We start from the raw sequence: 23,022 nt of genomic DNA, 5'->3' as shown, positions 1-23,022 counted from the left end.
ACCTGCCGGCTACCCAGCTGCTGTATGAGGAATCCTCCGGCAAAACCATACAGAAAAAAGCGGCGCTCTGTGCCCAGGCCGACAGCCAGTACAAAGATATTGTAGGACCGGGGCTGGTCATCGAGTAAATTTTTGGATCTGAACAATGCCGTCCAGCCCAACCAGAACGGCAGGTGCAGCGGATTGATCAGACTAAGAACAAATCCAGACAGTACGGGGTTTGGCAATGTAACTGGCAGGCCGGAGCGAAATGTCTCCATTTGCCAGGCGGCAAGCAGGCTGTTGCCGGCAAGCAGCAGTAAAATGCCACAGGTTAGCATCCTGAAAAAAGATAAATCGATTCATCCTTTCCAGCCGCTGCACCGCGCTTGCCGCGAGGCGAACAAGAGCCACTTCTACAAAAATGGCAGCGAGTGAAAAACCGACCGCTCCGGTGGTATTCTGCTGAAAAGCATAATTAGCCACGCTCAGGTTTAGGGTGCCGAGAGGCAACGACCCGAGGAAGCTGACAGACAAGGCCCAGCAAAACAACCTTTTCATAGTTCCCTTATTAGTTGCAAGTGGCGGGCGTGAAGTCGCAGCATTTTCAGTCCTTCTGCCAGCTGCATCAAAGGAATATTTCTGTTCTTTGAATTGGCCAGACTGATCCGGCGGAGCAAACGCCAGTGACGAATGATCTCTTTCCAGGCAAACAACAGCGAGTGATCCGGATCGTAGATATGTGTGGGCTCGCTTCCTGCCCCGTTCAGTTCAATGATGGAAAAGTTCTTTCCCTGAAGCAGATCGTCCCAGCTGGAGAATTTGATATCCAGGCGCCCAAAATAGAAGTCGGGAATCTGCCGGCAGACCGTATCGATTGCCCTCGTCAGATCTTCTGTGATCTTGTCGCTCCAGTCGACGAATTTAGCCCCACGGCTATGATTCCCATAGGGCACCAGCGTCTCGCGGACGCCCTCTGGCAAAACGGTATCGAGATAGCTTCCAAATCTCGCGCTCAGAGACCGAAGGTGCAGATGGTAGCGGGGGTTCTGCCGGAGCAGTATCCTTATCGAAGAGCGACCGTCGCCAGTCACCGTCAGCAGTTGCTTGCCGACGATACCCGTGATCTGTCCCCTGTCCTGGCCGGGAATGCGGGCATAAAAAATACCGGCTTCCATTTTAAGGTCGACAAATTCCTGTACCAGGAAATCGACCTGGCTGCCGAGCCAATAGGCCCGCAGTTCGGAGGCCGACCTGACAAGGCGCACCTGTCTGCCCCTTTCCCCGATATCCGGTTTGGCGATCAGCGGGAAATACAACTGTCTTTGGTCCAGTTCTTTCGTCAGCGCCTCCCAGTCAGTGCCTAACGGACACAACCAGGTCCGTGGAAAAAGATCCGGGGGCATCTGCCGGTAGATGCTGCTTTTTCGCTCGTGCGTAAACCCGGCGTATTCAATACCCGGATTGGCAGCACTGAAAAAGAACAGGGACCTCGCGCGGATACTCAGCCACAACCAATAGAGATAGAGCGGTCCATACACCACATGCGCAGGCCAGTACTCCCAGTGGGTTAGCCGGGTAAGAAATCTTTTCGAAAACCAGCAAAAACGATCCCATGCACTCTCTTTATTTGTGCCGCGGGACCGGTTGTCAAACGAAACTGCAGCATCGATACCCGACTTCAGATCGTTGTAGACCATCCGTGAGTCCCCATTTGCCCGAACGATAGATGTCACGCTTACCGTAAACAACCTATCATCCCTGTTCATGACGAGATCGTTCCGGATGTCTCCCTTGCCCGCCGACCGGTGGAATTGGATCACATCGGCTGACGCGGGGCTTTTTCTGCCCCGGCACCATTCTTCAAACCATTGCATTCTCTCTTTCGCCGCCGCCTCATCATATAGTGTTACAGAAGACCAGATATGCGGTCTTTCCGGATCGGGAGTAAGCACATATTTCCGAATGCCGTCCCACCGGCAGTCCCTAAGCGTTCCATCTGAAAGCAGGATCAGGGTGAATGGTTCGACGTCCTCCAAATCCATATCACGAAAATGGGCCAACGGGTCGGTCTCCCGGATGATTTCCAGCAGAACCAGCCCCCTGCTAATCCGGTACCGGCTTCTCCGCTGGTGCCTCAGGAATGCTCCGTTCAGGAGGACGGCCGCCGAACCGCTTTCTTTCATAACGATCCAGCTGCCGCCCGCATCGGGATCCTTTGGATAAATCAGCCCTTCGGGTCCATCTGAATACACCTTCGGCGGTTGTGCAATTCCGCGGCCTGCGCGTTCGTCGCGATTCGACGTAAGATAAAATCCTTCTGCGGAAGGAACGAACGTTACCGTGCACATTCCTGTCTGTATTTTATCGTCGACGCGGCCACGCCAAAATCCGCAGGAAGAGACAAACCGGAAACGAAACTCACGCCAATTCGCAAAAGGGCCATGTGATGAACTGCATGTTCCAGGTTGTAAACCAGTTCGCGGTGAAAATTGGTTTCCACCCTGACCGTCTGACCGCCAAAATCGGCCGCCAGAACCAACTCCTTGTCCTTACAATCGAGGAATGCCGTGATCGCCCCAAGGTGACTCCGGGCATATTCCCGGTGGGTTTCGATCATCAGATCCCGCTTTCTCCGGTCGTAGTTGACGGTTCCATTGTCGTAACCGATGAACAGTTCGATAAAAAATTCAATAATGTGCCGCGTGTGCTGTCCTAGTGTGGCATTGGACAGCAATTCTATATTGGAGCTATACTCCTCATCGGACAACCTGAGGAGCATATCCTCCAACTGATTTATTATAGCCTTCAGCTGTCCGGTAAGTATGGGGTTCATAGTACCTTGTGGTTATTCATTTTAAATAAACTCAGTAGCTGGCTCCTGCGGGACCAGGCCAGGATCAGACAGCCGATAAAAACGAGCGTCGCGGGCAGGGGCATATATTGAGTATTATTGTTTGTCTTTCAGATCGGGCCAGCTCTTATCCGCCTTTTCGATAAAGGCCTGCTGATCCTTCATCCATGCTTCTTTTACCTTGAGGTTATAATTGAAATATAGTTTGTCGTTGACGATCGTCCAGGTCTCAGGTTTTGTGGGCGCCTTATGACCCTGCGCCGTACCATATGCACAATACCCGCCATACTGAGGAGTATAGTGCTCGGGGCTTTCTTTGAAAGCGTCCAGGTCCGCCCTTGTCGCGAAAAGCCATTTAGCGTCCTTGTACATATAAGAAAGGCTGTCTGCGCCCATTACTGGCTTGGACTGGCGAAAAAAGCCACCGCGTCATAGCCGTCGATGGCTTTACCGCCAGGCGAGAAGATTTCCTGCTTCTGGGCTTTTACACTGAGGATACATACTACTGCAAATGAGAGGGCAAAAAGATTCTTTTTCATTTTTTATTTTTTCCGGTTAACTAATCAATTGACCAAGTTTGGTCGATTAAATAACTGGTGTAAAATTAGCCGCGCGTCCATGCGCCGGCAATGACTATTACACCCAAACCTTTATACAGATTTCCCTAAATAAAATCCGATTTCTTATTTTTTCCCGTTTAGGCAACGCCTCGGGAAGTTTTGTCATTTGCAGAGCCCCAAAGTTTTGGGAGATTCGAGCCATGGAAAAACTAGCACTCCTCGTCAGACTAGAGGCCAGACCCGGAAAGGAAAAAGAACTCGAAGAATTTATCAAAAGCGCGCTGGCGCTGGCTCAGAGCGAACCGGAAACTATCCGGTGGTATGCGCTTCAGCCGGGGCCCTCGATATACGGCATCTTCGATACGTTTGCTGCGGAGGACGGCCGCCAGGCGCATCTCGGCGGACCGATCGCACGGGCGCTAATGGAAAAGGCGGACGAGCTTCTCTCCGTACCTCCGCGGATCGAGGCGGTTACGCTGCTCGCAGTAAAGTAAAGTGGGGTCACAACTTCATTTCAAGCAGCAACATATCGCAAAGCCGTTCTCCCCTCTTCGAAGATCGGCTCAGGATAATTGTCCGGAAAGAAGTTCTTGCGAAGGCCGCAGGGCGAGAAACCATTCTTTATATAAAAATCGACTTGTCTTCCGACGGTCGCAGTTCCCACGAGTAACCTGCGATAACCGTCCCGGGCAGCAATTTGTCGTATCTCACTGAGCATAAAACCGCCCATCCCTTTGCCCCTGAAAAGATTCAAGAACGGCCATATTTTTTAATTCGACCTCCTCCGGGCTATTCTGGTGCAAGGCAAAAACGCCTATTTGTCCGATATGATCCAGAACCAGAACATACACGTCACAGCGGTAAATATATTTTTCGATCGCTTCCGACTGTCTCGTCGGCGAGCAACAACAAGGACATAGGCAGCGGGGCATCCTTATCCAATTTCATAATACACGGGGGTCCTGACATAGCTTAAAGTTAGGGGATTCGTCCAAATCTCCCCTCCACAAAGTCCATATGGCACCCAGAAAAATTGCCGATTAAGAAGGAGTTTTGTCAAACAAACAATCACTTAATCATTAAAACCGAAGTCGTGGCAGAAATTATCCATAAGCTGGTCATAAAGGTTAGTCCGGAAAAAGTTTACGAAGCAATTACGAGCCAGAAAGGTCTCGAGTCCTGGTGGTGTAAGAATACGGTTGCCAAACCGGAGCTGGGATTCACCAACGTGTTTACGTTTGGAAAGGACGTGAGTGAATTCAAAATATCCAACCTCACCCCCGGTAAAAAGGTCGAATGGAAGGGTATCAAATCCGTCGACGAATGGGTTGACACCACGATCTCTTTCGATCTGACGGAAAGGAACGGGAATACCGTACTGCGTTTTACCCATGGCGGCTGGAGGGCCGTGACGGACCTCTACGCCGAATGCAACTACCAGTGGGCGTTATTCATGAAAAGCCTGAAGTCCCTCTGTGAGACAGGGACCGGAACGCCCTCATAAAAGGCGGCCGCTTTTACCGAATGGTCAGGGCGGGAGAAGCTTTTCCTGCATATCTCAGCAGATTGACCCCCACATAATAAAATAGCATGATCGGAACGGCCGGTATCATGAACGGATAATAGGGAAATCCGGAGAAAGCTGTCGCGCCCGGATAGAGAGGGAATAGCGTGATGGACAGAATGGCGATGATGCTGAATGCAATATAGATGAACATGGGCGTCCGCCTGAATATCCCGGTTTGTCGCAGCGAGGCGGCAAACATAGCAACAGAAAAATAGGTAAGCAGTACCTGACCGATGGTAATGACCCAGATCTGTTGAGCGGCGGGAGCAAACCATTCCAGTGGTTTTTCGGGGCTGTTCCCGGCAATTTTGATCTTATAGGTTTGCAGAGCAAAGCTATGCCAGAACGAGGTATTGATAAAGAACAATGGAATGGCGATGACTATGGCGGTAAAGCCCAGCTGGGTGAAGAGCTTCTCGCCTTCCTCCTGAAGAAAGTGCTTAATGAGGGACAGTCCCAGGGCTACCAGGATCCCGTCAACGAGCAAAATATCGAACCGCACCTTTTGTTCGGTAGCCGTATCCACCCATCCCCGGATGGTGTCTGGCGGAGCCCCCATCCCAAATAGTATCGAAAGCATGGCAATGGGCAGGACGAGTAGACAGCCGCCAAAGATCAGGAATTTTTTTCCTTCGGGGCCGACTTAGACAGCGTCCATGTAGCGAGCGCCATGATACAAAAGTTCAGCAGCCATATGGGGATATATAGCTTGTAGCTGATATGACCGGTAGTAAAAGCGAAAACAAAGGTCAACACGGGAATCGAACAGAGATAGACGTAGCTGAGGGATCGTTTGTCCATTATTTATGTTTTATTTCTTTTTTCATCTCATGCCCAACAATTTCAGGAATTCCTCCTTTTTCTTCCTGGAAACATCCACCAGTTCGCCATTCTTGAGCTCGATCTGACCGCCGTCACCCTTTATATACCTTTTGATAAACTGGAGATTGATGATATGGGAGTGGTGGGTCCGAAAAAACTGTTCCGCCGGCAGCAGGTCTTCAAATTCCTTCAGGGTTCTGCTCACGGTAAGGCGGGGGCGATTGGTAAAACTGAATACGGTGTAGTTGCTTTGCGCTTCTATGTGAACAATTTCGCTGATATCGAAGAACAGCAGTCCTTCGACAGTAGAAATGACTATTTTATTAAGTGCTGTTTGCAGATTGTAAGCCAGTGTTTCCAGCCGTCCACCATTGTTAACAGGCTGACCCATCTGAATTATTTTTTCAACCGCCGCCTTCAGCTCTTCAATATCGACTGGTTTTAGCAGATAGTCGAATGCGGCAAACCGGATAGCCTTTATAGCGTATTGGTCATATGCTGTGGTAAAAATGAGATGAAATGATTTCCGCTGCAGCTGCTGCAGCATTTCAAAACCATCCATTCTGGGCATCTGTATATCCAGAAAAACGATATCCGGCTGGAGCCGTTCGATCAGCGCCAGGCCTGCTTCGCCATCCTCGGCTTCGCCTGCCAGTGTGATGCCGGGACAATAGTTTTTCAGCTTTTCCCGAAGGGCAAGGCGTCCCTTTGATTCGTCGTCAATAATAATTGCGTTCATCGTCAGTTGATTTTTAAAGAGACCTGCACCCGGGTCCCCGCAGCTTTGCCGAACTCAAAAAGATCGGTTATAATGACCGGAAAATATGCCTCCCCATTGAACAGGTTGACCCTTTCACGGCTCATTTCCATTCCCAATGACCGGTGGCCATTCTTTTTAGCGCCGCCGTCCTCCCTACCCCATTGTCCTCGATCAGATAGACCAGGTGCTCGTCCTCCCTCATGATCCTGATGATCAACCGGCCCTGTCCGTCTTCCCGCGTACGAAGGCCATGTACGATCGCGTTTTCGACGTAAGGCTGGATGATCAGCGGCGGCACCCTGCAGTCCTCTTCCAATAGCTCCTGGTCGAGGGTGATCTCGCAGGCAAATCTGTTCTCATCCCGAAACTGCTCGAGGTCGATATACAGCTGCAGGTTCTCCATATCGCGCATCAGCGGAATGGTCTTTTGCTTGCTCGTTTCAAGAACATTTCGGATAAGTCTTGCAAATTTATTCAGATAGACGGTCGCGTGATACTTGTCATTGCTTTGGATGAGCGCGTCGATACTGTTGATGCAGTTGAATATAAAATGCGGGTTCATCTGGGCCCTGAGAGCCATCATCTCGGTCTCGGCCACCTGCTGCTTGAGGCGTTCTTTATTCCGGAGTGAATTTTCCCGCCAGCGAAACAGAAGGAAAACGATCAGAACGGCCGTCGCCAGAACAAGTGCATCGAACCACCAGGTGGCCCAGAAAGGAGCCGCGATATAAATCTGCATTACCGCCATTTCCTGCTCGCCGGAGGAGCTTTCCGTCCGGACCCGGAATGTATATTTTCCCGGCGCCAGGTCTGTGTAGCTGGCCACACCCAGTGTCCCGCCTGTCACCCAGCCCGGATCCACGCCTTCCAGCTTGTAGAGGTATTTCGCCTGTTCGATACCGGCATACTGGAGACCCGAGAATTCAATGTCGAGGAAATTTTGTCCCGCCGCCAGCCTGACGGGTTTGCCCTCCTGCAACAAAGAGTCGATAAAGATCGGATGGGAAAAGACCCGGAATCCCGTGATGGCTACTCTTGGAGCGGCCCGCCACCGGGCCAGAAGATTCTGTACAGAAAAAGCTACTACCTCCGTGCCCGTCGCCGTCATCCACTTTCCGTCGGGAGCGGCGAGAAATTCCTGTCCCTGGAATGAACTGTTCAGCAATCCCCTTTCAGGCTGACTGGAAAAGAAATTACCGCTCTGCGGATCGTAGCAGCATACGGTGTGGTCGTCGGTAAACCAGATCTTTCCCGAGCTGTCGACCTTTATCGCGTGGGCGGACCAATACTGCTGTTCGTTGTTCACCAGGATCCTGTTAAAACGCTTTGTCCGGATGTTAAAATAATACATCCCGGCGTTCTCCGTGCCGACAATCAGCAAAGAATCCCTGTATGGGCAAACTCCCCAGCACCGGACGTCGACTGCTGCCGGCCGGTAAAGCCCCGTGTAGTGACGGGCGTAGGTATCAAACGCGGCAAGACCCCGGCTGGTGCTCGTCCAGCATGTCCCGTCTTTTGCCATATAGAGCCCTTCCACCGGTGTACGGCGAAAAAAACTATCCGGCACATGGCGTAGAAATCGGTCGCTGACTTTGTCGTAGACCACGATCCAGCCGTTCTGCAGGCCGAGCAAAATATTTCCCCGCCCATCGTCCGTCATGCATTTTACCGTGTGGTGCTCCAATTCCGGAGGCCGCATCGTCCGGACAAGCTGACCATGCGCATCGATGATATGGATCGCTCCCGACTGACATCCCGCCCAGACAGTCCCGTCTTCCCTTTCAAGGAAACACCAGACCATATTCTCGTCATACAGACCAGGGAAAAAGTAATGTTTCCGGAGTTTCCAGGCCGTATCATAGACCTTTATCCCGCCTCCCCATGAACCCACCCAAAGCTGGTTTTTTATCAGCCGCACCGGTATGATATCACTGACGATCTTCGAGGGCGTAGCCGCCTCAAGGTTCGAAAGCACGGAAAAATATTGCCGGTAAGGATGAATGATGCTGATCCCTTTGTCGGTACCGAGCCAGATATTTTCTTCCTTGTCCTGGAAAATGGTATTAAGCTGGTCTGTGTACTGCAGCCCCAGACTATTGCCGGTCTGGCGCAGAATATATAAAAAAGAATCGCTCGTCTGATCGTATCGCAACAGGCCTGCCTGGCCGGTTGCCAGCCAGAGGGCGCCGTGGTTGTCGTGCAGCATCGCGGAGATCCATACCGGAAGGGTGCTGTCATTTCCTTCCTGCGTAAGAATATTGGCGAGCGAGTAGGAATGCAGTTTATGCGTCTTCAGCTCGTACCGATAAAATTCTCTTGACCAGCTGATCAACCAGAGGTTGTCGTTCCTGTCGGAGAAGATGGAGTGGATGGTGATAGGATTGATGGGTAGCGGAGCAGCCAATGTCGTCCGCCGGATCTCGTCCAGCAGCTGGAAGCCACCGCCGCGGATGAGGAGCCAGGCCGGCCACGGGCGCTGTCTCTCAGGTAGGTGGCTGGCTTGTCCTGGTCGCCGCCCTCCTCATGAACCAATACTAATCCGTTCTTCTGCGGTACGTCTCCGTCCTTCCATACCGGGCGGATGGTCAGGTGCTTCCCTTGCTGGTCCGTGTAGACGAGGTCCTTCGAAGACACCGGAGGAGTGGCTACCGGCGCTGCTGTATGGCGCAGCGGATCCCACTGCCAAAGGCTGTCGTCCGCCCGGCGGTATAGGATCCTGCCCTGGGCGTCGTCGGGGTAGATAGCGGGAACGTCGAGCGCGTTCGGCGAGGTCCCCTGCAGATTGCAGGTGACGAATCGGAGGCCGTCATAGCGCTGCATGCCCTTATCCGTCCCGATCCAGACAAAGCCTTTTTTGTCCTGGGCGATCGAGAGGACGTTGTTGCTCATCAGGCCATTTACCACGTCGATGTTCCGGGACACAAAAGACCCATGAAAAGGGGCCGCCCTGGTCGACTGAGCTTCGACGGACGGCCCTCCAGCCATCAGGCTCTGTAAAAAAACCAAAAAGAGAGAGCGCCACATTCTTAAATGTACTAATATTTGGATCACCCGACCGGCCTAAAGTACGACAGCCCCCCGGCCAGAAAAAGGCGTTTAGCGGTTGGCGGAAACGGGTGAGCCGCTGGCCGGGGGAAATGCGGAAGTGAACAAATTTCGGCGGGATGGGGGAAAATCCATATATTGCTAATCAGGTTCTAACCAATCGATTCTGTAGCATGAGGCCCCAGTTGCATAAACTTCCGCTGTCACCCGACTCGTCCTTTATTTATATTAATTGGGAATGTAATTATTTTGACAAGGCCTGGCATTTTCACAAGGAATACGAGCTCGTACTAATCGACAGGACGGAGGGCACCCGCTTTATCGGCGACAAGGTCAACTTCATCAAAGAGAGCGACCTCATGCTTATCGGTCCCAATATCCCGCACCTCTACCGGAACACGGAAGAATATTACCAGAACAAGGGCCTCGTGGCCCGCTCAAGCTTTATCCATTTTACCGACGACTTCCTGGGGGACAGTTTTTCCAGCTGCCCGAAATGAAACTCGTCCGCCGCCTGCTCGACCGGTCCTCGCTCGGTCTGGAGATCCTCGGCAAAGCCAACAAATACGTAAAAGGAAAATTAAAAGAGATGGAGACGATCCCGCCCGCCAACCGGCTGATCCGGCTGATGGAGATCCTCGTCTTTCTATCGACCAGCAAAGACCTTGAACCCATCCTGTCCCGCACCTTCACCGCCAGCAATAGCAGCGACACGGACAAGATCGACTCTGTCTTCCAGTTCATCCTGAAAAACTACAAGAACGAAATATACATAGAAGAAATAGCGGAAAAACTGAACATGAGCATTGCCTCCTTCTCCCGCTACTTTAAACACCATACAAGAAAGACCTTCTCGAACTATGTCACGGAGATCCGCATCAGCAATGCCTGCAGGCTACTAATGGAAGGAAATCACAATATATCCGAAGTATGCTACCAGAGCGGCTTCGAGAACCTCTCTAATTTTTATCGTCACTTCAAAAAACACACGGGTCTTATCCCCAAAGAATATAAGGGGCGATTCCTTACCGGAAGTCAGGTCTGATCAAGGCCATCCGCGCTGCTACTGGAACAAAGGCGCCAGCGATTGCTTTTGCAATATTTCCGCCGCGATCCTTTCCATATTATTATAGGTGGCCTTATACAAGAGTGGGGCCATACTGATGCGTTTTACTCCACATTCCGCCAGCACGCCTGCACTGGCTATCTTTGGACCCCCAACTACGTTGACCGGCAACGCTGTGGAGGAGGTTATATTTCGGATGATGTCAGCGTCCTGCACTCCGGTCACAAAAAGACCATCGGCGCCGGCCCCGAGGTATAGCCCCGCCCTTCGGATGGTTGTTTCCAGCGGGGATGGCAGTTTCTGCAAAAAGCCATCCGTTCTTGCATTGATAAATAGCTCCTGTCCAGTCTTAAGCAAATAGTTCCTGATGGCGCTCAGTTTTTTCAAATACACCGCCTCTCCTTCATTGTCTTCCAGGTTAATTCCAACGACCCCGGCGTCGAGCAATTTCTGTATGTTGTCCGTTAGCTTGTCCAGATCATTCGAATAACCCCTTTCAAAATCGACTGACAATGGGATTGAAGTATTCTTTTTGATACGCCCGATGATATAAAGTAGTTCGGCGAACGGGATCTGCTCACCATCCGGATATCCAAGCGATTCAGAAATGGCGCCGCTTGATGTTGCAATCGCCTTAAATCCACAGTTTTGTACTATCTGTGCGCTTCTGACATTCCACACGTTGGCCAGAATGAATGGGTCGGCCTGGTGGTGCAGCTGATAAAATTCCTTATAATTTGACATGTCCAAATTTCCCGTTAAATGAGCACTTCACGGGGGTATCAACTGGACATTATAGGGGGAAATTTGGACTTCACCGTCGCGGCCGCGTCTGGTCCGAACTCACCTCATCCAGAAGGTAAAGTATCGACCGGTACTCCTTCCCCGATACGGCAGACAACGCCATCTCACAGGTCTTACCCGTCGAGTAATACCCGCGGCCATCCACCGCCGCGGCCTCGGCTCCCTCCGCCATACCCGCCGCAGCCGTCAGCCCCGGATAATAAAAGCCTCTGTCCCCCGCCATACCGCAGCATCCCGAAGAAAACGGTATCACCGGTTCGGCAACCGTCATCGCACCCAGCTGCTCCAGCTTCTTATAGGTACCCATCTTGTGCAGCGAGCACACCGGATGGAAAACCGCCTTTCCCGCCAATTTATTTATTTTCAGCCGCGGCGCCAGAACATCAACCGCGAACTCCAGGCTGTCCAGGATCCGCAGTTTGTCGAAACGCGCCTGATTCTCTACCGTCAGATAAGGCCGGCTGGTATGCAGCGATTGAGTGACAACTGCTGATGTCCAGCACCACCGGAATAGCTCCCTGACGGGTCCACTCCCATATTTTCTCAACCGTCTCATTCACCTTCCATTTGTACGCGTCTGCAAATCCCTTCGACGAGAATGCCTGTCCACAACAAACACCTGTCATCGAAGAGGGCACAAACAGTTGAATCCCCGCCCGACGAGCCACCCTCAAAAACACGTCCACGATCGTATCCCGTTCTGAAATATCCTTGCCCATCATCCGTGTGATACAGGTCGGGAAATAGACAGCCCCCGAACCAGACGACGCAGGCACTTTAACCGGCCCTGTCAGCTCGCGTGTCCATAGTGGAAAGTCCGGAACCACGCGACGGACGGCGGCACTCAGCCGCCCCATCGCCGAAGGCCCGAATACGCCACCAACCCGCAGCCCCACTTTCACCAGCCTTTCGACAAAAGCAAACGATTTCGCCACCCGCAGCGCCGTCTTATTCGCCGAAGCAGAATGATTCTCGCGCCGCAGGCGCTTGATCAGCTCCCCCGTATTGATATCCACCGGGCAGTTGGTCGCGCACATCCCGTCCACCGCACAGGGTATCCATCCCGTCAAACGTATAGTCGTGTAAAATTTCATCATGAGCGGCAGAATCTCCCGCTGCCTTCAGTCTGGCCAGAGAGCGCCGAAGGACAATACGCTGCCTCGGGGTCAGCGTGAAATTGCGGCTCGGGCAGCTGCCCTCGCAGTAACACGCGACTCCACGCATTTGTCGACCTCCCCTTCTACCACCGGCAGGGACTTCCAAGTGCTGCAAATGGCTATCAGGACCAGGACTCAGGATCACCCCGGGGTTGACGATATTCGCCGGATCGACCAGGGCCTTCAGCTCCTTCATCACCGCATAGGCTGCCGGGCCCCACTCGGCCTCCACATAGGGCGCTATCTGTCTTCCCGTTCCGTGCTCGGCCTTCAGCGCGCCGCCAAAGCGAACGATCACCAGTTCCGCCAGCGCGTCATTGAACTCGCCAAAGAACCGGATCTCTTCGGGCGTCGACACCGCCTGTGAAACTACAAAGTGCAGGTTCCCGTCCTTCGCATGCCCAAACACGATCGCATTATGATAGGAAAAGCGCTGAAACAGTTCCTGCAGCGCCATGATCGCGTCCCCCAGTCTATCAACAGGCACAGCCACGTCCTCCAGCATCACCGAAGTCCCCTTGTCACGTACGGCCGCTACGGAAGGATACATTCCTTTCCCCGAATCTTCCAATAGTCTCCACGAATCTTTTCATCGGACGTGAATGCCGCCTCAGAAACCGGGGATAACCCACCAACGCACCGACGGGCCGCGACCAATTTCTCTTCCAGCGCGGCAAGGCTCTCCGCCTGATACTCACAAAGCAAACAGGACGCCCCTTCGGGCAATTCCCGCAGGAATGGAGGAGCAATCGCCAGATGCTCTATCGAACGCAGGGCCGCCCGGTCCATGAATTCCGAGCGCCTCGGCCCCTGAATCTCTCAGGGCAGGCACCGCGTCGCAGGCACTGCGGGGCGAATCGAAGAACAGCAGCGCCGCGCTCTTCAGCGGTTTGTCCGGTATCGTCCGTAGTACTGCCTCCGCGATAAAAGCCAGTGTCCCCTCGGCCCCTATCAGCAGATGCGCCAGAATATCCAACGGGTGCTTATAGTCAACGAATGCATTGATCCCATACCCCACCGTATTCTTGATCTTGTATTTCTCCCTGATCTCGGCCACCAGCGAAGCGTCCTCCATCACCTTTCGCCTCAGCGCCAGAAGCCCCGCGAATAGCTCAGGCCGTGAATGCTCAAAGCGCGCATAGTCGTCCGGGACCTCCGTATCGAACACCGATCCATCGGCCAGGATAAAGCGCAGGTGCAATAAAGTATGATAGGAATTGTCCACAACCCCACAGCACATGCCGCTGGAGTTATTGGAAAGTATGCCGCCGATCATTGCGGCGTTGATGCTATGCCGGGTCGGGGCCGATCTTACGACCGTATCCCCGGAGGACGTGATTCACGACCGCGCCGGTCACGCCGGGCTGCACCCGGACCCTGGCCGCCGCCGTCTTCCACCCGCACAAGGGGCCAGTGCTTCGAAACATCCACCAGGATGCCGTCCGTCACCGACTGGCCCGAAAGACTCCGTTCCACCGGTACGGAAGGTCAGCGAAGTTCCAAAACCCGCCGCGAGCCGGAATAGCAACTTGATCTCATCTACCGTTTCAGGAAAAACTATCGCCCTGGGGACCGGGTATAAAAGCTTGCATCGGAAGAATATGCATGCCTGTCGATCAGCCTTGCTCTTAAGACGCGTCGCCGGAAAATGCTGCTCCAGCTCCGCTACAAGTGAATCACTCATTGAATCATTTTGTTCCTGGTCGCCCCCAACTTTTCTATCTCCAGCTTCCACCACGTCGCCCGGCCTTAGCCAGTTCTTCTCTGCTAGCCCCATTATGACGCCCTGCGGCGTCCCTGTCAGGATCAGATCACCCGGTTCCAGCGTCATGTGCTTCGAAAGGTCCTCTATGATCTCCGCGACGGAAAATATCATATCGGACGTGTTGGAATCCTGCCTGACCTCGCCATTCAGCTTGCAACGCAATTGCAGCCGCTGCGGGTCCCCTACCTCGTCGGCGGTCACCAGATATTTGCCCAAAGGTAAAAAATGATCCAGGCTTTTACCCATTAACCACTGACTTGTTCTGAATTGAAGGTCCCGGCAGGACAGGTCGTTCGCCACGCAGTACCCCAGCACATAGTCCAGGGCCTCCGAAGCCGCCACGTCCTTGCATTTCCGGCCGATCACCACCCCCAGCTCCACCTCGTAGTCGAACTGCGATCCCACCTTTCCAAGGGACACGTCCCCGCCATAACCGACCAACGTATTATTATATTTTGTAAAGACTACCGGTACCGCGGGGATCGCCATACCGCTCTCGAAAGCGTGCTGCCGGTAGTTCAGTCCTATGCAAATGATCTTCGAAGGCGTCCCCACGCAGGGCCCGATCAGGAGATCTTCCTCCTTCCTCAGCGCCCCCGACTCATCGACTACGCCCTCCGGCGTAAGGGTCCCCCGGCAAAGAAGGCCATTTTCCCAAAAATTCAGCAGTTTCATATCAGTAGGTCGCCCTCCCACCCGAAAGGTCAAACGTAAATCCCGTGGAAAAGCTATTATAGGGCGACACGATAGTACGCCGCGATATTCGCCGCTTCTTCGAGCGTCCCGCACCGTTTCATCGGGATCTTGTCCGTCATATACCTCACCTGCTTCTCCGGCATATTGTCCACTAAGGGCGTCCGGATGACCGCCGGCGCGAAGCGCGTTGACCGTGATCCCCCGTTCCGCATACTCCTTTCCCTGGACCTTGGCCATGCAGATCACCGCGGCTTTACTGGCCGAATATGCGAGCATCCCCACATTCCCCTCTTTCCCCGAGATCGAGGCGATATGCAAGATGCGCCCATACCCCTGTCGATCATATGCGGCAGCACCGCCCTGGACGTATAGAAGCTACTCATGAAGTTCACCTCGAATACCTTGTGCAGGTCCGCGCTGTCCACCTCGTGACTGAAGATATTCGTCAGGCCCGTGATGCCCGCACAATTGACCAGGATGTCGATCTTCACAAAACGGCCCGCCATATCCTTTACGGTCCGCTCGACCAGCGCCTGGTCGCTCACATCGATCGATACCGGAACGGCGCGATCCCCATACTTATCGAACTCTTCGTGCAGCCCCTCGCTGTTCAGATCGAACAGGATCACTTGCGCACCCTTCGCCAGCAGATTGTGTCCTATCGCCAGACCGATACCCGATGCCGCCCCCGTGACGATGGCGACCTGCCCGTTAAAGTCTTCCATGTTAAACCTATTTATTTTAATGTTTTGACCAGGTTAACCACCCGTTGATTCAGCTCTTTTATATATTTCACGCTCGAGGGTCCGGTATATAGGCCGCTTTTCGCGCGATACTGTTGGTCAATACCCCCCGTGCAATCAGCAGCTGTTTCTCCGCATAGTGGAATAGTTCCATATTCTGCAGCGAGAAGAATATCTGCGGCATCACCTTTCGAAAAGGTCGAAGGCCTCGTCATGCTTCCCTTCCCTCCGCAATACAAACACCTTTTGCAGGATATCCGAGACCGCCAGCCCCGGCATCACGCCTGCGATACCCAGCGGGGTCAGCTCGAGCATATAAAGTCCTCCCCAGCCTTCGAAAAGACCTACTTTCCCGCCGGTAGTTGAGATGATCTCTTCGAATTTCGGCGCGCAAAGGGGCTCCTCCAGCTTGAGGTATTTGAAATTGGAATGTTTTTCCATCAGCTGTTTGATAAACCCGACGCTGATGGACGAGCCGCCGGGGTTAAAGTCCTGCACCAGCACAGGCGTCGTGGGGATCGAAGACAGAAATCCCGACAGGTATTCCCGGATCGATTCCTCCGGCAGGCCAAAGATCCTCGGCACGGCCAGCGAGATGACGTCGGCCCCTGCCTTTACATTTGCCTGTGCCAGCCTGATCGCTATTTTTAAGGATGGACTGTTGGACTGCGCCACGATCTTTATCCGGCCCGCCGCGTGTTCGACGGCTATCTTTACGACCCGCAGTTTCTCGTCATCCGATAATTTATAGAACTCGCTCGCATACGCCGGCAGACAAACGGCCTTTATCCCGCCGGCTATCGCAAAATCAATGAGTCGGCGCAAGGCATCCTCGTCGATCTCTTCGTCTTCCCCTGAAAGGAGTCGGAACGATCGGCACCACTCCAAATAATTCATTTTCCATCATAGTCTATGTATTTAGTTTTAGCGTATTTCGGTATGTCCGGTGATCCACGATGGTCAGGATAAGCGTTGCCACCAGCACAAGGAGCCCGCCGACGACCGACTGCAGGCTTAGCCGCTCTCCCAGCACAAAAGCCGATATCGGCAATCCGAGGAACGACACCATATAGTTGGACAGCGCCACCTGCGTGGCATCGAGGAATTTCAGCACCCAGAAGAATAACAGCATCGACAGGAAGTTATGGAACAGCGTCAGCGACGCCATCCCCAGCCAGGTCTTTGTGGTAAAATGCGGCACCCGAGCGAACATCGCCGGCTCGTAATACAATACCATCGGCGTCAGCATGATCACCAGCACCAGATAGGTATAAAAGACCATCTCCATTTCCGTAAAGCGTTCCGCCACCTTTTTACAGCCCACGTTGTAGTAGGCATTCCCAACGATCGCCAGAAAGATCAGCAGATTTCCCACCGCGTACTTCGACCCCAGGTCCATCCGCCGGATATCGTCGGTACTGCAAAGGACAACCCCCAGGATGGCAATGGCAAAACTAGCCCAGCGCAGCCCGTTCATTTTCTCTTTTAGGATCAGGAAGGCAAACACCGCCGTAATCACCGGCAGCGCCAGCACCAGAATGGCCGCGTTACTCGCCAGGGACAGCTGCGTCCCGTAGGTCATGAATACCTGCGAGGGAAAGGCGCCGAGCGCACCCAGCTGCACGAAGATCAGCACGTCCTTTATCCTTTTTTGCCCTTCCTGAAGTCCCGGACGGCAAAAGGCAAAAGGAATATCGTCGCGAGCAGCATCGGCGCCCAAACGGTAAAATAGGGCCCCACCTGATCCTGCGTCAGTTTGATACTCGTAAAATGGAATGACCAGATCAAATTGCAAAATACCAGGGTCACCCAGGCGATCAGTCCTTTCTTCATAAGCTTGTTAGTATATTAAACCGTTTTCTCCAGTTGTTGTCCTGTAGCGAACCTGCCCAGCGCTGCGCGATCCAGTTCCACTCCCAGGCCCGGCTTCGTGGGTACCGCCGCCGCTCCGCGGCGAAAGGCGATGCCTTCAACGATGAGGTCATCCACCCGCACCAGTTCGCCAAAAATATCCGAGGGGATCGTACAGCTCTTACTCGCCGCGGCGATGTGCAGCCCCATCGTCTCGGAGATACCGAGGTCGACCTCCGACCCGCGCCAGCAGGTCTTCCCTTCCAGCTCTGCGATCTCCGCCAGCAGCAGACAGTTGTAGGCGCCGCCGTTGAAGTTGTAGCCATCCGTCGCATCGGCCCTGACGAATTTGATGATATCCTTTATATCCTGCGTATACGGCAGCGAGATATGCCGGTATAACGGGATACCCAGCTGGGCCTTCAAATATTTATATCCTTCCACGTCGGAATGCCTGATCGGATCTTCGAGACCCAGCATGATGCCGGTGTCCACCCCATCCATCAGCCGCATTGTCGTTTGTACGTCATTCCACCGCTGATTGGGGTCGAGGATGATCCTGATCCCGTCTCCGCAGCGCTTGCGAATCTCCGTGGTCCACAGCCGAACCGGGTCTTCATCCGAGCACTTGAACTTAAACACCTTGTGCCCCTTCTCCATCGCCTCCCAGGCCTTCTGCGCGGCGTCCTCCGGAGTCCGCCGGCCGGTCCATCCGTTGCAGTCGACCTCGGAACGAAAAGCCCCACCCAGCAGCTGGCAAACGGGAGCTCCGAGAATCTTACCCGCCAGATCCAGTATGGCCGTCTCGAACGCCTCATAGATCCGCTGGTCTTCGACCGGCAGGGCCCTCCAGTTCAATTTCAACACATCTGCGCCTACCAGTCGGCCCATCGCCTCCTGCACCAGTTCTTTCGAAGCGCTGCGATAGGTCTCTCCTATTCCAACGAGATCATTCTCCAACACGATCTCCACGATCCATTTCGGCTGGTTCGCAAACTCCGTCCAGCTGCCGCCGGTAAGATGCCGCTGAGCAAAAGCCGCGTCCGTATCCAGCACGTTTTCCGAATTAAGACTCCCTGGCCGCGCCGGAACAACCACTTCCGTCGCCCTGATCAATTTTATCGCTGTCGCCGCTGTCATATCTTTTTACCATATTTTTCCGCCAGCTTCCGGATATCGTAGCTGAACTCGATAAATGTTTTCTCCCAGTGCTCCGCGCTCCCGGGTGTATACGGATAAAACCCTTTCGCATTACTGACGCCCCTGGCTCCGTCCGCAACCAGGCGCTCCATCGAGCTGGGGCGTGGCGGTGGAATTATCCAGATCGGGGAACAGGTCCTTCATCACCGTCAGGTAGGCCGGGATACCCGTCAGGTCCATAAATCTGAAGGGCCCCGCAAACGTGATCCAGTACCCCAGGTCATTCCGCAGACTTCTGTCCACGTCTTCCACTGTCGCATAGCCCTTCTCCACCAGGTGGAACGCCTCCCGCAGCATCGCGTACATGATCCGGTTGGTAATAAAGCCGCGGATATCCTTTCTCAGCAGGGAAGGTTCCTTGCCCCACGACTCTGCAAGCGCAACGATAGTCTCCGCAAACCGCAATTCCGACTGGTCGCCGCAGATGACTTCCATAAACCGGGTGATATGCGCGGGTTCGGCCCAGTGTATTCCCAGTACCCGTTCGGGATGCTGCAATCCTTCCTGCAGAACCGTCACCGGTATTGCCGATGTATTGCTTCCGATGATCGCTGTCGGCGAAAGCACGGTTTCCAGTCGCCGGTAGACCGACTTCTTTTTCTTCCACGCTTTCGATGATCGATTCGATCACCACTCCATGGGCTTTCAACAACGCCACGTCGTCCGTAATGGTCAGTTTACCGAGCAACTCTTTGGGCTTCCCCTTCAGCATTCCCTCTTCCTCCAGTTCTTCCAGGTATCCAGGATCCGCTGACGCGCTTCTTCCGCCTGATCCATGGTCTTGACCAGCGAGGTGACGGCATGCCCGGCGGCCAGTATGCATGTCGCAATACTGCTGCCCATCAAACCCAGTCCAACCGTCCCTATTGGTATCTTGTTATTCATAGTGCTATTTCTTTATGACCGCCACGGCGTCGATCTCCACCTTTAACCCGTCACCCAAAACGGACTGCACCGTCGTCCTGGCAGGAAAAACGCCGCCGAAAAAAGATGCATAGGCCTTGTTATACCGGTCAAAGTCATTCATATCGCTGAGGTGCGCCGTACACTTGACGATGTCGCGCACCGTCCCGCCCGCGGCCTCTACAATTCGTCTGATATTTTCCAGTGTCAGCAAGGTTTCCTCTTCGATCGTCCCTCGCACCAGCTTCTCCGCTGACCGGGTCCGGGGAGCCCGGCCGCTGACGAACAGCAGCTCGTCCTGCTTCACTCCCGGCGAATACGCCCCTGTAGGTGTTCCTGTGGAGATCCTTTCGGGTCCGTCCGCCGGGCGGAGTGCCGGCAAAAGGGCCAGCTTCGCAAAAGCTTTCAAAAATTTCACCAGCGCCGCGACGGCCTTTTCATACAAATGCGCGCCCTTCTCTGCCGTCGCCAGTTGCGGCTCGCCGCTGCTGCCATTGCTGGAGATATATTCCGTCCCTTTAAATATCGTCACTCCCCGATAGGGCTCGTCGTCTTCCCAGCCCGTATATCCGTTGCTGTCCGGCCGACCCGCCCTCTCCACCCTGTCCATAAAGACCTTCGAAGGGAACAAGTGCAGCATCAGACTCGTTTCGTATTCGCAGGCATGACTAAGCGCCGGGCTCTCCATCGGCGCCTGGCCCGCGAAGGAGTCTCCCGCCAGCTCCCAATAGGTCGCCAGGACGATATTCGCCTCGCGCGACAGCGGATTGTCCGCATTCAGGATGGCCAGCGCCTGCTTCACCGGCGTTATATTCCCCCGTGCCCGTTGAGCAGCACGATCCTCCTGAACCCATTCTTCAGCAACGACCCCACCAGATCGACCACCACCTGCGTATACAGGGCAGGCGAAAGGCTAAGTGTACCTCCAAAAGACAGGTGGTGGTGGCTCGACCCGAACGAGAGCGTCGGACAAAACACAATCTCGCCCGACAAGCGTTCTTCCGCACCCATCGCCACCATGGTGACGATATCCGTATCCGTCGACACGGCAAGATGGGGGCCGTGCTGCTCGATGGCGCCGAGCGGAAGAACGACCACCTTGCCCCCGCATTCACAGAAATGCCCTTATAATCCTTCGATGCGTATAGCATATTCATGATTTAAAATTAGCCGTAAACGTCAACCCATAACTATATTTCCCCGTCAGCTTTGTATACTTTTTTAACGCTGCGACGCCCTCGCCATTTCCAGCGCTTTTGTCGTCGTATAGTACTTCGCCAGCATATCGGGAACCTCCCAGGGCGGCAACTTTCCCGTCTTTACAAAACCAAGATATTTCTTCGTCACTTCAGCAAAGGTCGCTTCATGATCCAGATCGAACCGCGCCGGCACAACCAGTTGGAAGCCAGCAGCTGTCTTCTGCAACGCCAGTCCCGGATACTCCGATTGCAGGCCCGCTATCACGCGGGTCAGCGCGCGCTCATAGACTGCGGTCATTCGCAGCGGCTCGACCGACAATACCGGCTTGTACCCATGCGCCGAATCCTGCCGGATCACCAGGTTCGCCAGCGTCCCCCGTAAAATCGAAAAATGCGTATCCCCGCCTCCGGGCGGCGCCTCGAAATTCCACCGCACCGACACCCGCGCATGTACGCCCTTTATCGCGTAGTCCATCACTCCGTTCGCGTATACGCTCAGCGGAGAGTCGCGCCCGACCCCGGTCACTTTCCGAAACTGGGCTACACTCAATTCAGTCGGCCAGCGCCGCGCAGCCAGCATCTTAATATCCTTATGATAATCCAGCGCCAGCTCCGGAAAACACTCCCACTGGATCAGGTCCACCAGATGGGTCGTAACGTCCACGATCCCCTCACCTTCCTGTGTCACGTCAAAATACCAGGAAGGCCGGATCAACGGCTTGCCCGACACGGATTTGAAGAAATGATGTACGCTTTCCTTTGTCACCGCGGGATTTTCAACCGTCCCCTTCTCCAGTACCCCAAACACAGAATGTATCATCGAAAGTCTCCGCTGCAGGATGGTAGTGATCTGATATCGTTCGGTCATGATATCGTATAAGACCGTCCCATTCCGCCCGGCCGTCTCAAATGTCCGCTGCAGTCGCGGGAGATCCCGCGCTTCGATAATCATCGGCTTGTCCGAAAAAACGTTAAACCCCGAATCTATCGCCTGTTCGATATAGTCGATCTTTCTCCGGTTGTTTCCCGCCAGCACGACCACATTTCCCGCCCGCTCCTGAAACATCCGCGACAAAAAATCCTCACCCGTATACACTACTTCATTCCAGTGCGTGGGGTCCTCACTCCGGGTATTGTATTTGTCGATCAGCGCCAGATGCGCCTTCAATTCCTGCCCCTCCGGTGCGTAGACGTGGACGGTCGGATCGATGTCCGGATAGCCCGACTTCTGGACCAGGGCCGCGTGAAAATGGCCGGGGTCCAGCGTGATCAGCCGGATCTGCGCCCTGCCTTCTGCTCCCAATCCCATCAAGCCTATCATAACCAGCAAATGTTTCATTCTTCTATTTTTTCAGCGCTGTCCTCATCCAGAAATAGTTCCGCCTCCGCATGCTGCCGAAGTATCGTCGAGGGATACGCCTCCGCGATCGGCTGCTTCACGGTGTTGTATACCGCCTCCGCCTTTAGCCTGCCCGGCACCATACAATACACATACCGGCCTGCCATGAGTGCCGGCACCGTCAGCGTGATCGCGTGCGTCGGCACCTCCTGCAGCGAAGCAAAGCACCCGTCATTGACCTGCTGCCTCCGGCACGGCCCGTCCAGTTCAACGACCTTTACGAGGAAGGGATCGGTAAAATCGGCCACCGGCGGGTCGTTGAAGGCGATATGTCCGTTCTCTCCGATGCCCATACAAACGATATCGGCAGGATAGCGCTGCAGCAGCCGCGAATACCGTACGCATTCGCCTCCCAGATCGGCGGCATTCCCGTCGATATAGTCGACCGAGAGAAAAGGCGCTTTGTCGAACAGGCGCTCGCGGAGAAAATTCCCAAATCCCTGCTTCGCGTCCGGCCGGAGCCCGATGTACTCGTCCATATGAAAGCCGCGCACCCGCGACCAGTCCACGGGCGACTGCAGCAGGGCCGCCAGAAATTCGTTCTGCGAAGGCGCCGCGGCAAAGATCATATTCACCGTGTCCTGCGTTGCCAGCAGCCGGCCGATCCGGCCGCTCACCGCGGCCGCGGCCTCTGCCCCCATTTCCGATCTGG

The 23,022-nt window shown here is 54.1% G+C and carries 28 protein-coding genes and 4 pseudogenes; 4 read left to right on the top strand and 28 right to left on the bottom strand.

Features of this window, described 5'->3' with window-relative positions:
* Positions 1-192 precede the first annotated feature (192 nt).
* From ACQ86N_RS12870 to ACQ86N_RS12850, 5 genes are all read right to left on the bottom strand, one after another.
* Complete coding sequence (locus ACQ86N_RS12870; protein ID WP_431215500.1) at positions 193-540, bottom strand: hypothetical protein; 348 nt, start codon at positions 538-540, stop codon at positions 193-195.
* Positions 537-2,330, bottom strand: coding sequence for an NRDE family protein (locus ACQ86N_RS12865; RefSeq protein WP_431215499.1), 1,794 nt, complete (start codon positions 2,328-2,330; stop codon positions 537-539). The genes ACQ86N_RS12870 and ACQ86N_RS12865 overlap by 4 nt, the downstream gene beginning before the upstream one ends.
* On the bottom strand, positions 2,318-2,815 hold the full coding sequence (locus ACQ86N_RS12860; protein WP_431215498.1) for a hypothetical protein: 498 nt from the start codon (positions 2,813-2,815) through the stop codon (positions 2,318-2,320). Before ACQ86N_RS12860 ends, ACQ86N_RS12865 begins: the two co-directional genes overlap by 13 nt.
* Before the next feature lie 114 nt (positions 2,816-2,929).
* Entirely contained in the window at positions 2,930-3,205 is a 276-nt protein-coding gene (locus ACQ86N_RS12855) for a YHS domain-containing (seleno)protein (RefSeq protein ID WP_431215497.1), read from the bottom strand.
* A gap of 23 nt (positions 3,206-3,228) precedes the next feature.
* Positions 3,229-3,372, bottom strand: coding sequence for a hypothetical protein (locus ACQ86N_RS12850; RefSeq protein ID WP_431215496.1), 144 nt, complete (start codon positions 3,370-3,372; stop codon positions 3,229-3,231).
* A gap of 221 nt (positions 3,373-3,593) precedes the next feature.
* On the opposite strand from ACQ86N_RS12850, the gene ACQ86N_RS12845 reads away from it, so the two are divergent.
* Positions 3,594-3,887: a putative quinol monooxygenase gene (locus tag ACQ86N_RS12845; protein ID WP_431215495.1), complete on the top strand. Its 294-nt coding sequence runs from the start codon at positions 3,594-3,596 to the stop codon at positions 3,885-3,887.
* Between the two features lie 599 nt (positions 3,888-4,486).
* Complete coding sequence (locus tag ACQ86N_RS12840) at positions 4,487-4,897, top strand: SRPBCC family protein (RefSeq protein ID WP_431215494.1); 411 nt, start codon at positions 4,487-4,489, stop codon at positions 4,895-4,897.
* A 13-nt stretch (positions 4,898-4,910) separates the two neighbouring features.
* On the opposite strand, the gene ACQ86N_RS12835 is transcribed toward ACQ86N_RS12840, so the two are convergent.
* The 5 genes from ACQ86N_RS12835 to ACQ86N_RS12815 all read right to left on the bottom strand — a co-directional run bounded on the left by ACQ86N_RS12835 (position 4,911) and on the right by ACQ86N_RS12815 (position 9,527).
* Positions 4,911-5,519: a hypothetical protein gene (locus ACQ86N_RS12835; RefSeq protein WP_431215493.1), complete on the bottom strand. Its 609-nt coding sequence runs from the start codon at positions 5,517-5,519 to the stop codon at positions 4,911-4,913.
* 56 nt (positions 5,520-5,575) lie between these two features.
* Entirely contained in the window at positions 5,576-5,761 is a 186-nt protein-coding gene (locus ACQ86N_RS12830; RefSeq protein WP_431215492.1) for a hypothetical protein, read from the bottom strand.
* Between the two features lie 22 nt (positions 5,762-5,783).
* Positions 5,784-6,521 (bottom strand): LytR/AlgR family response regulator transcription factor, encoded by a 738-nt coding sequence (locus ACQ86N_RS12825; RefSeq protein WP_431215491.1) that lies wholly within the window; start codon positions 6,519-6,521, stop codon positions 5,784-5,786.
* 121 nt (positions 6,522-6,642) lie between these two features.
* On the bottom strand, positions 6,643-8,946 hold the full coding sequence (locus tag ACQ86N_RS12820; RefSeq protein WP_431215490.1) for a histidine kinase: 2,304 nt from the start codon (positions 8,944-8,946) through the stop codon (positions 6,643-6,645).
* Positions 8,871-9,527 (bottom strand): two-component regulator propeller domain-containing protein, encoded by a 657-nt coding sequence (locus tag ACQ86N_RS12815; RefSeq protein ID WP_431215489.1) that lies wholly within the window; start codon positions 9,525-9,527, stop codon positions 8,871-8,873. The genes ACQ86N_RS12820 and ACQ86N_RS12815 overlap by 76 nt, the downstream gene beginning before the upstream one ends.
* A 233-nt stretch (positions 9,528-9,760) precedes the next feature.
* Between ACQ86N_RS12815 and ACQ86N_RS12810 the strand changes: the two genes are divergently transcribed.
* Positions 9,761-10,087, top strand: a complete 327-nt coding sequence (locus ACQ86N_RS12810) for an AraC family ligand binding domain-containing protein (protein WP_431215488.1) — start codon at positions 9,761-9,763, stop codon at positions 10,085-10,087.
* Positions 10,084-10,632 carry a helix-turn-helix domain-containing protein gene (locus ACQ86N_RS12805; protein WP_431215487.1) on the top strand — a complete coding sequence of 183 codons (549 nt, stop codon included), beginning with the start codon at positions 10,084-10,086 and terminating at the stop codon, positions 10,630-10,632. Before ACQ86N_RS12810 ends, ACQ86N_RS12805 begins: the two co-directional genes overlap by 4 nt.
* Before the next feature lie 18 nt (positions 10,633-10,650).
* Here the strand turns inward: ACQ86N_RS12805 and ACQ86N_RS12800 are convergent, their stop codons facing one another.
* The 18 genes and pseudogenes from ACQ86N_RS12800 to ACQ86N_RS12715 form a co-directional block, all read right to left on the bottom strand.
* Complete coding sequence (locus ACQ86N_RS12800) at positions 10,651-11,397, bottom strand: isocitrate lyase/PEP mutase family protein (protein ID WP_431215486.1); 747 nt, start codon at positions 11,395-11,397, stop codon at positions 10,651-10,653.
* A 70-nt stretch (positions 11,398-11,467) separates the two neighbouring features.
* Positions 11,468-11,809, bottom strand: a complete 342-nt coding sequence (locus tag ACQ86N_RS12795; protein WP_431215485.1) for a hypothetical protein — start codon at positions 11,807-11,809, stop codon at positions 11,468-11,470.
* 31 nt (positions 11,810-11,840) lie between these two features.
* The gene (locus ACQ86N_RS12790) at positions 11,841-12,473 is read right to left on the bottom strand and encodes a hypothetical protein (protein ID WP_431215484.1); all 633 of its coding nucleotides are present in this window, start codon (positions 12,471-12,473) and stop codon (positions 11,841-11,843) included.
* Entirely contained in the window at positions 12,406-13,164 is a 759-nt protein-coding gene (locus ACQ86N_RS12785; RefSeq protein ID WP_431215483.1) for an FAD-linked oxidase C-terminal domain-containing protein, read from the bottom strand. Before ACQ86N_RS12785 ends, ACQ86N_RS12790 begins: the two co-directional genes overlap by 68 nt.
* 144 nt (positions 13,165-13,308) lie before the next feature.
* Positions 13,309-13,890 carry an FAD-binding oxidoreductase gene (locus ACQ86N_RS12780; RefSeq protein WP_431215482.1) on the bottom strand — a complete coding sequence of 194 codons (582 nt, stop codon included), beginning with the start codon at positions 13,888-13,890 and terminating at the stop codon, positions 13,309-13,311.
* A 78-nt stretch (positions 13,891-13,968) separates the two neighbouring features.
* On the bottom strand, positions 13,969-15,054 hold the full coding sequence (locus ACQ86N_RS12775; RefSeq protein ID WP_431217385.1) for a fumarylacetoacetate hydrolase family protein: 1,086 nt from the start codon (positions 15,052-15,054) through the stop codon (positions 13,969-13,971).
* A gap of 56 nt (positions 15,055-15,110) precedes the next feature.
* Positions 15,111-15,287, bottom strand: coding sequence for a hypothetical protein (locus tag ACQ86N_RS12770; protein ID WP_431218071.1), 177 nt, complete (start codon positions 15,285-15,287; stop codon positions 15,111-15,113).
* 16 nt (positions 15,288-15,303) lie between these two features.
* Positions 15,304-15,800: pseudogene (locus tag ACQ86N_RS12765) on the bottom strand (SDR family NAD(P)-dependent oxidoreductase); the annotation flags it as partial.
* A 67-nt stretch (positions 15,801-15,867) separates the two neighbouring features.
* Entirely contained in the window at positions 15,868-16,002 is a 135-nt protein-coding gene (locus ACQ86N_RS12760; protein ID WP_431215481.1) for a hypothetical protein, read from the bottom strand.
* On the bottom strand, positions 16,002-16,715 hold the full coding sequence (locus ACQ86N_RS12755) for a dihydrodipicolinate synthase family protein (RefSeq protein ID WP_431215480.1): 714 nt from the start codon (positions 16,713-16,715) through the stop codon (positions 16,002-16,004). Before ACQ86N_RS12755 ends, ACQ86N_RS12760 begins: the two co-directional genes overlap by 1 nt.
* A gap of 13 nt (positions 16,716-16,728) precedes the next feature.
* Positions 16,729-17,217: a DMT family transporter gene (locus ACQ86N_RS12750; RefSeq protein WP_431217384.1), complete on the bottom strand. Its 489-nt coding sequence runs from the start codon at positions 17,215-17,217 to the stop codon at positions 16,729-16,731.
* A gap of 78 nt (positions 17,218-17,295) precedes the next feature.
* Positions 17,296-17,651: pseudogene (locus ACQ86N_RS12745) on the bottom strand (EamA family transporter); the annotation flags it as partial.
* 15 nt (positions 17,652-17,666) lie between these two features.
* A complete protein-coding gene (locus tag ACQ86N_RS12740; protein ID WP_431215479.1) occupies positions 17,667-18,809 on the bottom strand; it encodes a mandelate racemase/muconate lactonizing enzyme family protein in 1,143 nt (380 codons plus the stop codon).
* 111 nt (positions 18,810-18,920) lie between these two features.
* Positions 18,921-19,712: pseudogene (locus tag ACQ86N_RS12735) on the bottom strand (3-hydroxyacyl-CoA dehydrogenase family protein).
* Positions 19,713-19,758: 46 nt separating this feature from the next.
* A complete protein-coding gene (locus ACQ86N_RS12730; RefSeq protein WP_431217383.1) occupies positions 19,759-20,190 on the bottom strand; it encodes a RidA family protein in 432 nt (143 codons plus the stop codon).
* Between the two features lie 48 nt (positions 20,191-20,238).
* Positions 20,239-20,819 (bottom strand): annotated as a pseudogene (locus ACQ86N_RS12725) (creatininase family protein); the annotation flags it as partial.
* Between the two features lie 174 nt (positions 20,820-20,993).
* The gene (locus ACQ86N_RS12720; protein WP_431215478.1) at positions 20,994-22,310 is read right to left on the bottom strand and encodes a putative oxidoreductase C-terminal domain-containing protein; all 1,317 of its coding nucleotides are present in this window, start codon (positions 22,308-22,310) and stop codon (positions 20,994-20,996) included.
* Positions 22,307-23,011, bottom strand: a complete 705-nt coding sequence (locus ACQ86N_RS12715) for a glucosamine-6-phosphate deaminase (RefSeq protein ID WP_431215477.1) — start codon at positions 23,009-23,011, stop codon at positions 22,307-22,309. Before ACQ86N_RS12715 ends, ACQ86N_RS12720 begins: the two co-directional genes overlap by 4 nt.
* Positions 23,012-23,022 lie beyond the last annotated feature (11 nt).

The sequence above is a fragment of the Puia sp. P3 genome (assembly GCF_050632245.1).
Lineage (GTDB): Bacteria > Bacteroidota > Bacteroidia > Chitinophagales > Chitinophagaceae > Puia.
The sequence above is the reverse complement of the archived record's forward strand: the minus strand, read 5'-3'. Positions and strand labels throughout refer to the sequence as shown.

Bases quoted from the DNA above. Each gene is read 5' to 3' on its own strand.
- ACQ86N_RS12870 (WP_431215500.1), bottom strand. From the start codon at position 540: ATGAAAAGGTTGTTTTGCTGGGCCTTGTCTGTCAGCTTCCTCGGGTCG.
- ACQ86N_RS12865 (WP_431215499.1), bottom strand. From the start codon at position 2,330: ATGTGCACGGTAACGTTCGTTCCTTCCGCAGAAGGATTTTATCTTACG.
- ACQ86N_RS12860 (WP_431215498.1), bottom strand. From the start codon at position 2,815: ATGAACCCCATACTTACCGGACAGCTGAAGGCTATAATAAATCAGTTG.
- ACQ86N_RS12855 (WP_431215497.1), bottom strand. From the start codon at position 3,205: ATGTACAAGGACGCTAAATGGCTTTTCGCGACAAGGGCGGACCTGGAC.
- ACQ86N_RS12850 (WP_431215496.1), bottom strand. From the start codon at position 3,372: ATGAAAAAGAATCTTTTTGCCCTCTCATTTGCAGTAGTATGTATCCTC.
- ACQ86N_RS12845 (WP_431215495.1), top strand. From the start codon at position 3,594: ATGGAAAAACTAGCACTCCTCGTCAGACTAGAGGCCAGACCCGGAAAG.
- ACQ86N_RS12835 (WP_431215493.1), bottom strand. From the start codon at position 5,519: ATGGGGGCTCCGCCAGACACCATCCGGGGATGGGTGGATACGGCTACC.
- ACQ86N_RS12830 (WP_431215492.1), bottom strand. From the start codon at position 5,761: ATGGACAAACGATCCCTCAGCTACGTCTATCTCTGTTCGATTCCCGTG.
- ACQ86N_RS12825 (WP_431215491.1), bottom strand. From the start codon at position 6,521: ATGAACGCAATTATTATTGACGACGAATCAAAGGGACGCCTTGCCCTT.
- ACQ86N_RS12815 (WP_431215489.1), bottom strand. From the start codon at position 9,527: ATGGCTGGAGGGCCGTCCGTCGAAGCTCAGTCGACCAGGGCGGCCCCT.
- ACQ86N_RS12810 (WP_431215488.1), top strand. From the start codon at position 9,761: ATGAGGCCCCAGTTGCATAAACTTCCGCTGTCACCCGACTCGTCCTTT.
- ACQ86N_RS12805 (WP_431215487.1), top strand. From the start codon at position 10,084: ATGAAACTCGTCCGCCGCCTGCTCGACCGGTCCTCGCTCGGTCTGGAG.
- ACQ86N_RS12800 (WP_431215486.1), bottom strand. From the start codon at position 11,397: ATGTCAAATTATAAGGAATTTTATCAGCTGCACCACCAGGCCGACCCA.
- ACQ86N_RS12785 (WP_431215483.1), bottom strand. From the start codon at position 13,164: ATGTATCCTTCCGTAGCGGCCGTACGTGACAAGGGGACTTCGGTGATG.
- ACQ86N_RS12780 (WP_431215482.1), bottom strand. From the start codon at position 13,890: ATGATCGGCGGCATACTTTCCAATAACTCCAGCGGCATGTGCTGTGGG.
- ACQ86N_RS12775 (WP_431217385.1), bottom strand. From the start codon at position 15,054: ATGAAACTGCTGAATTTTTGGGAAAATGGCCTTCTTTGCCGGGGGACC.
- ACQ86N_RS12770 (WP_431218071.1), bottom strand. From the start codon at position 15,287: ATGCGGAACGGGGGATCACGGTCAACGCGCTTCGCGCCGGCGGTCATC.
- ACQ86N_RS12760 (WP_431215481.1), bottom strand. From the start codon at position 16,002: ATGCCGCAGATATTCTTCTCGCTGCAGAATATGGAACTATTCCACTAT.
- ACQ86N_RS12755 (WP_431215480.1), bottom strand. From the start codon at position 16,715: ATGAATTATTTGGAGTGGTGCCGATCGTTCCGACTCCTTTCAGGGGAA.
- ACQ86N_RS12750 (WP_431217384.1), bottom strand. From the start codon at position 17,217: ATGGACCTGGGGTCGAAGTACGCGGTGGGAAATCTGCTGATCTTTCTG.
- ACQ86N_RS12740 (WP_431215479.1), bottom strand. From the start codon at position 18,809: ATGACAGCGGCGACAGCGATAAAATTGATCAGGGCGACGGAAGTGGTT.
- ACQ86N_RS12720 (WP_431215478.1), bottom strand. From the start codon at position 22,310: ATGAAACATTTGCTGGTTATGATAGGCTTGATGGGATTGGGAGCAGAA.
- ACQ86N_RS12715 (WP_431215477.1), bottom strand. From the start codon at position 23,011: ATGGGGGCAGAGGCCGCGGCCGCGGTGAGCGGCCGGATCGGCCGGCTG.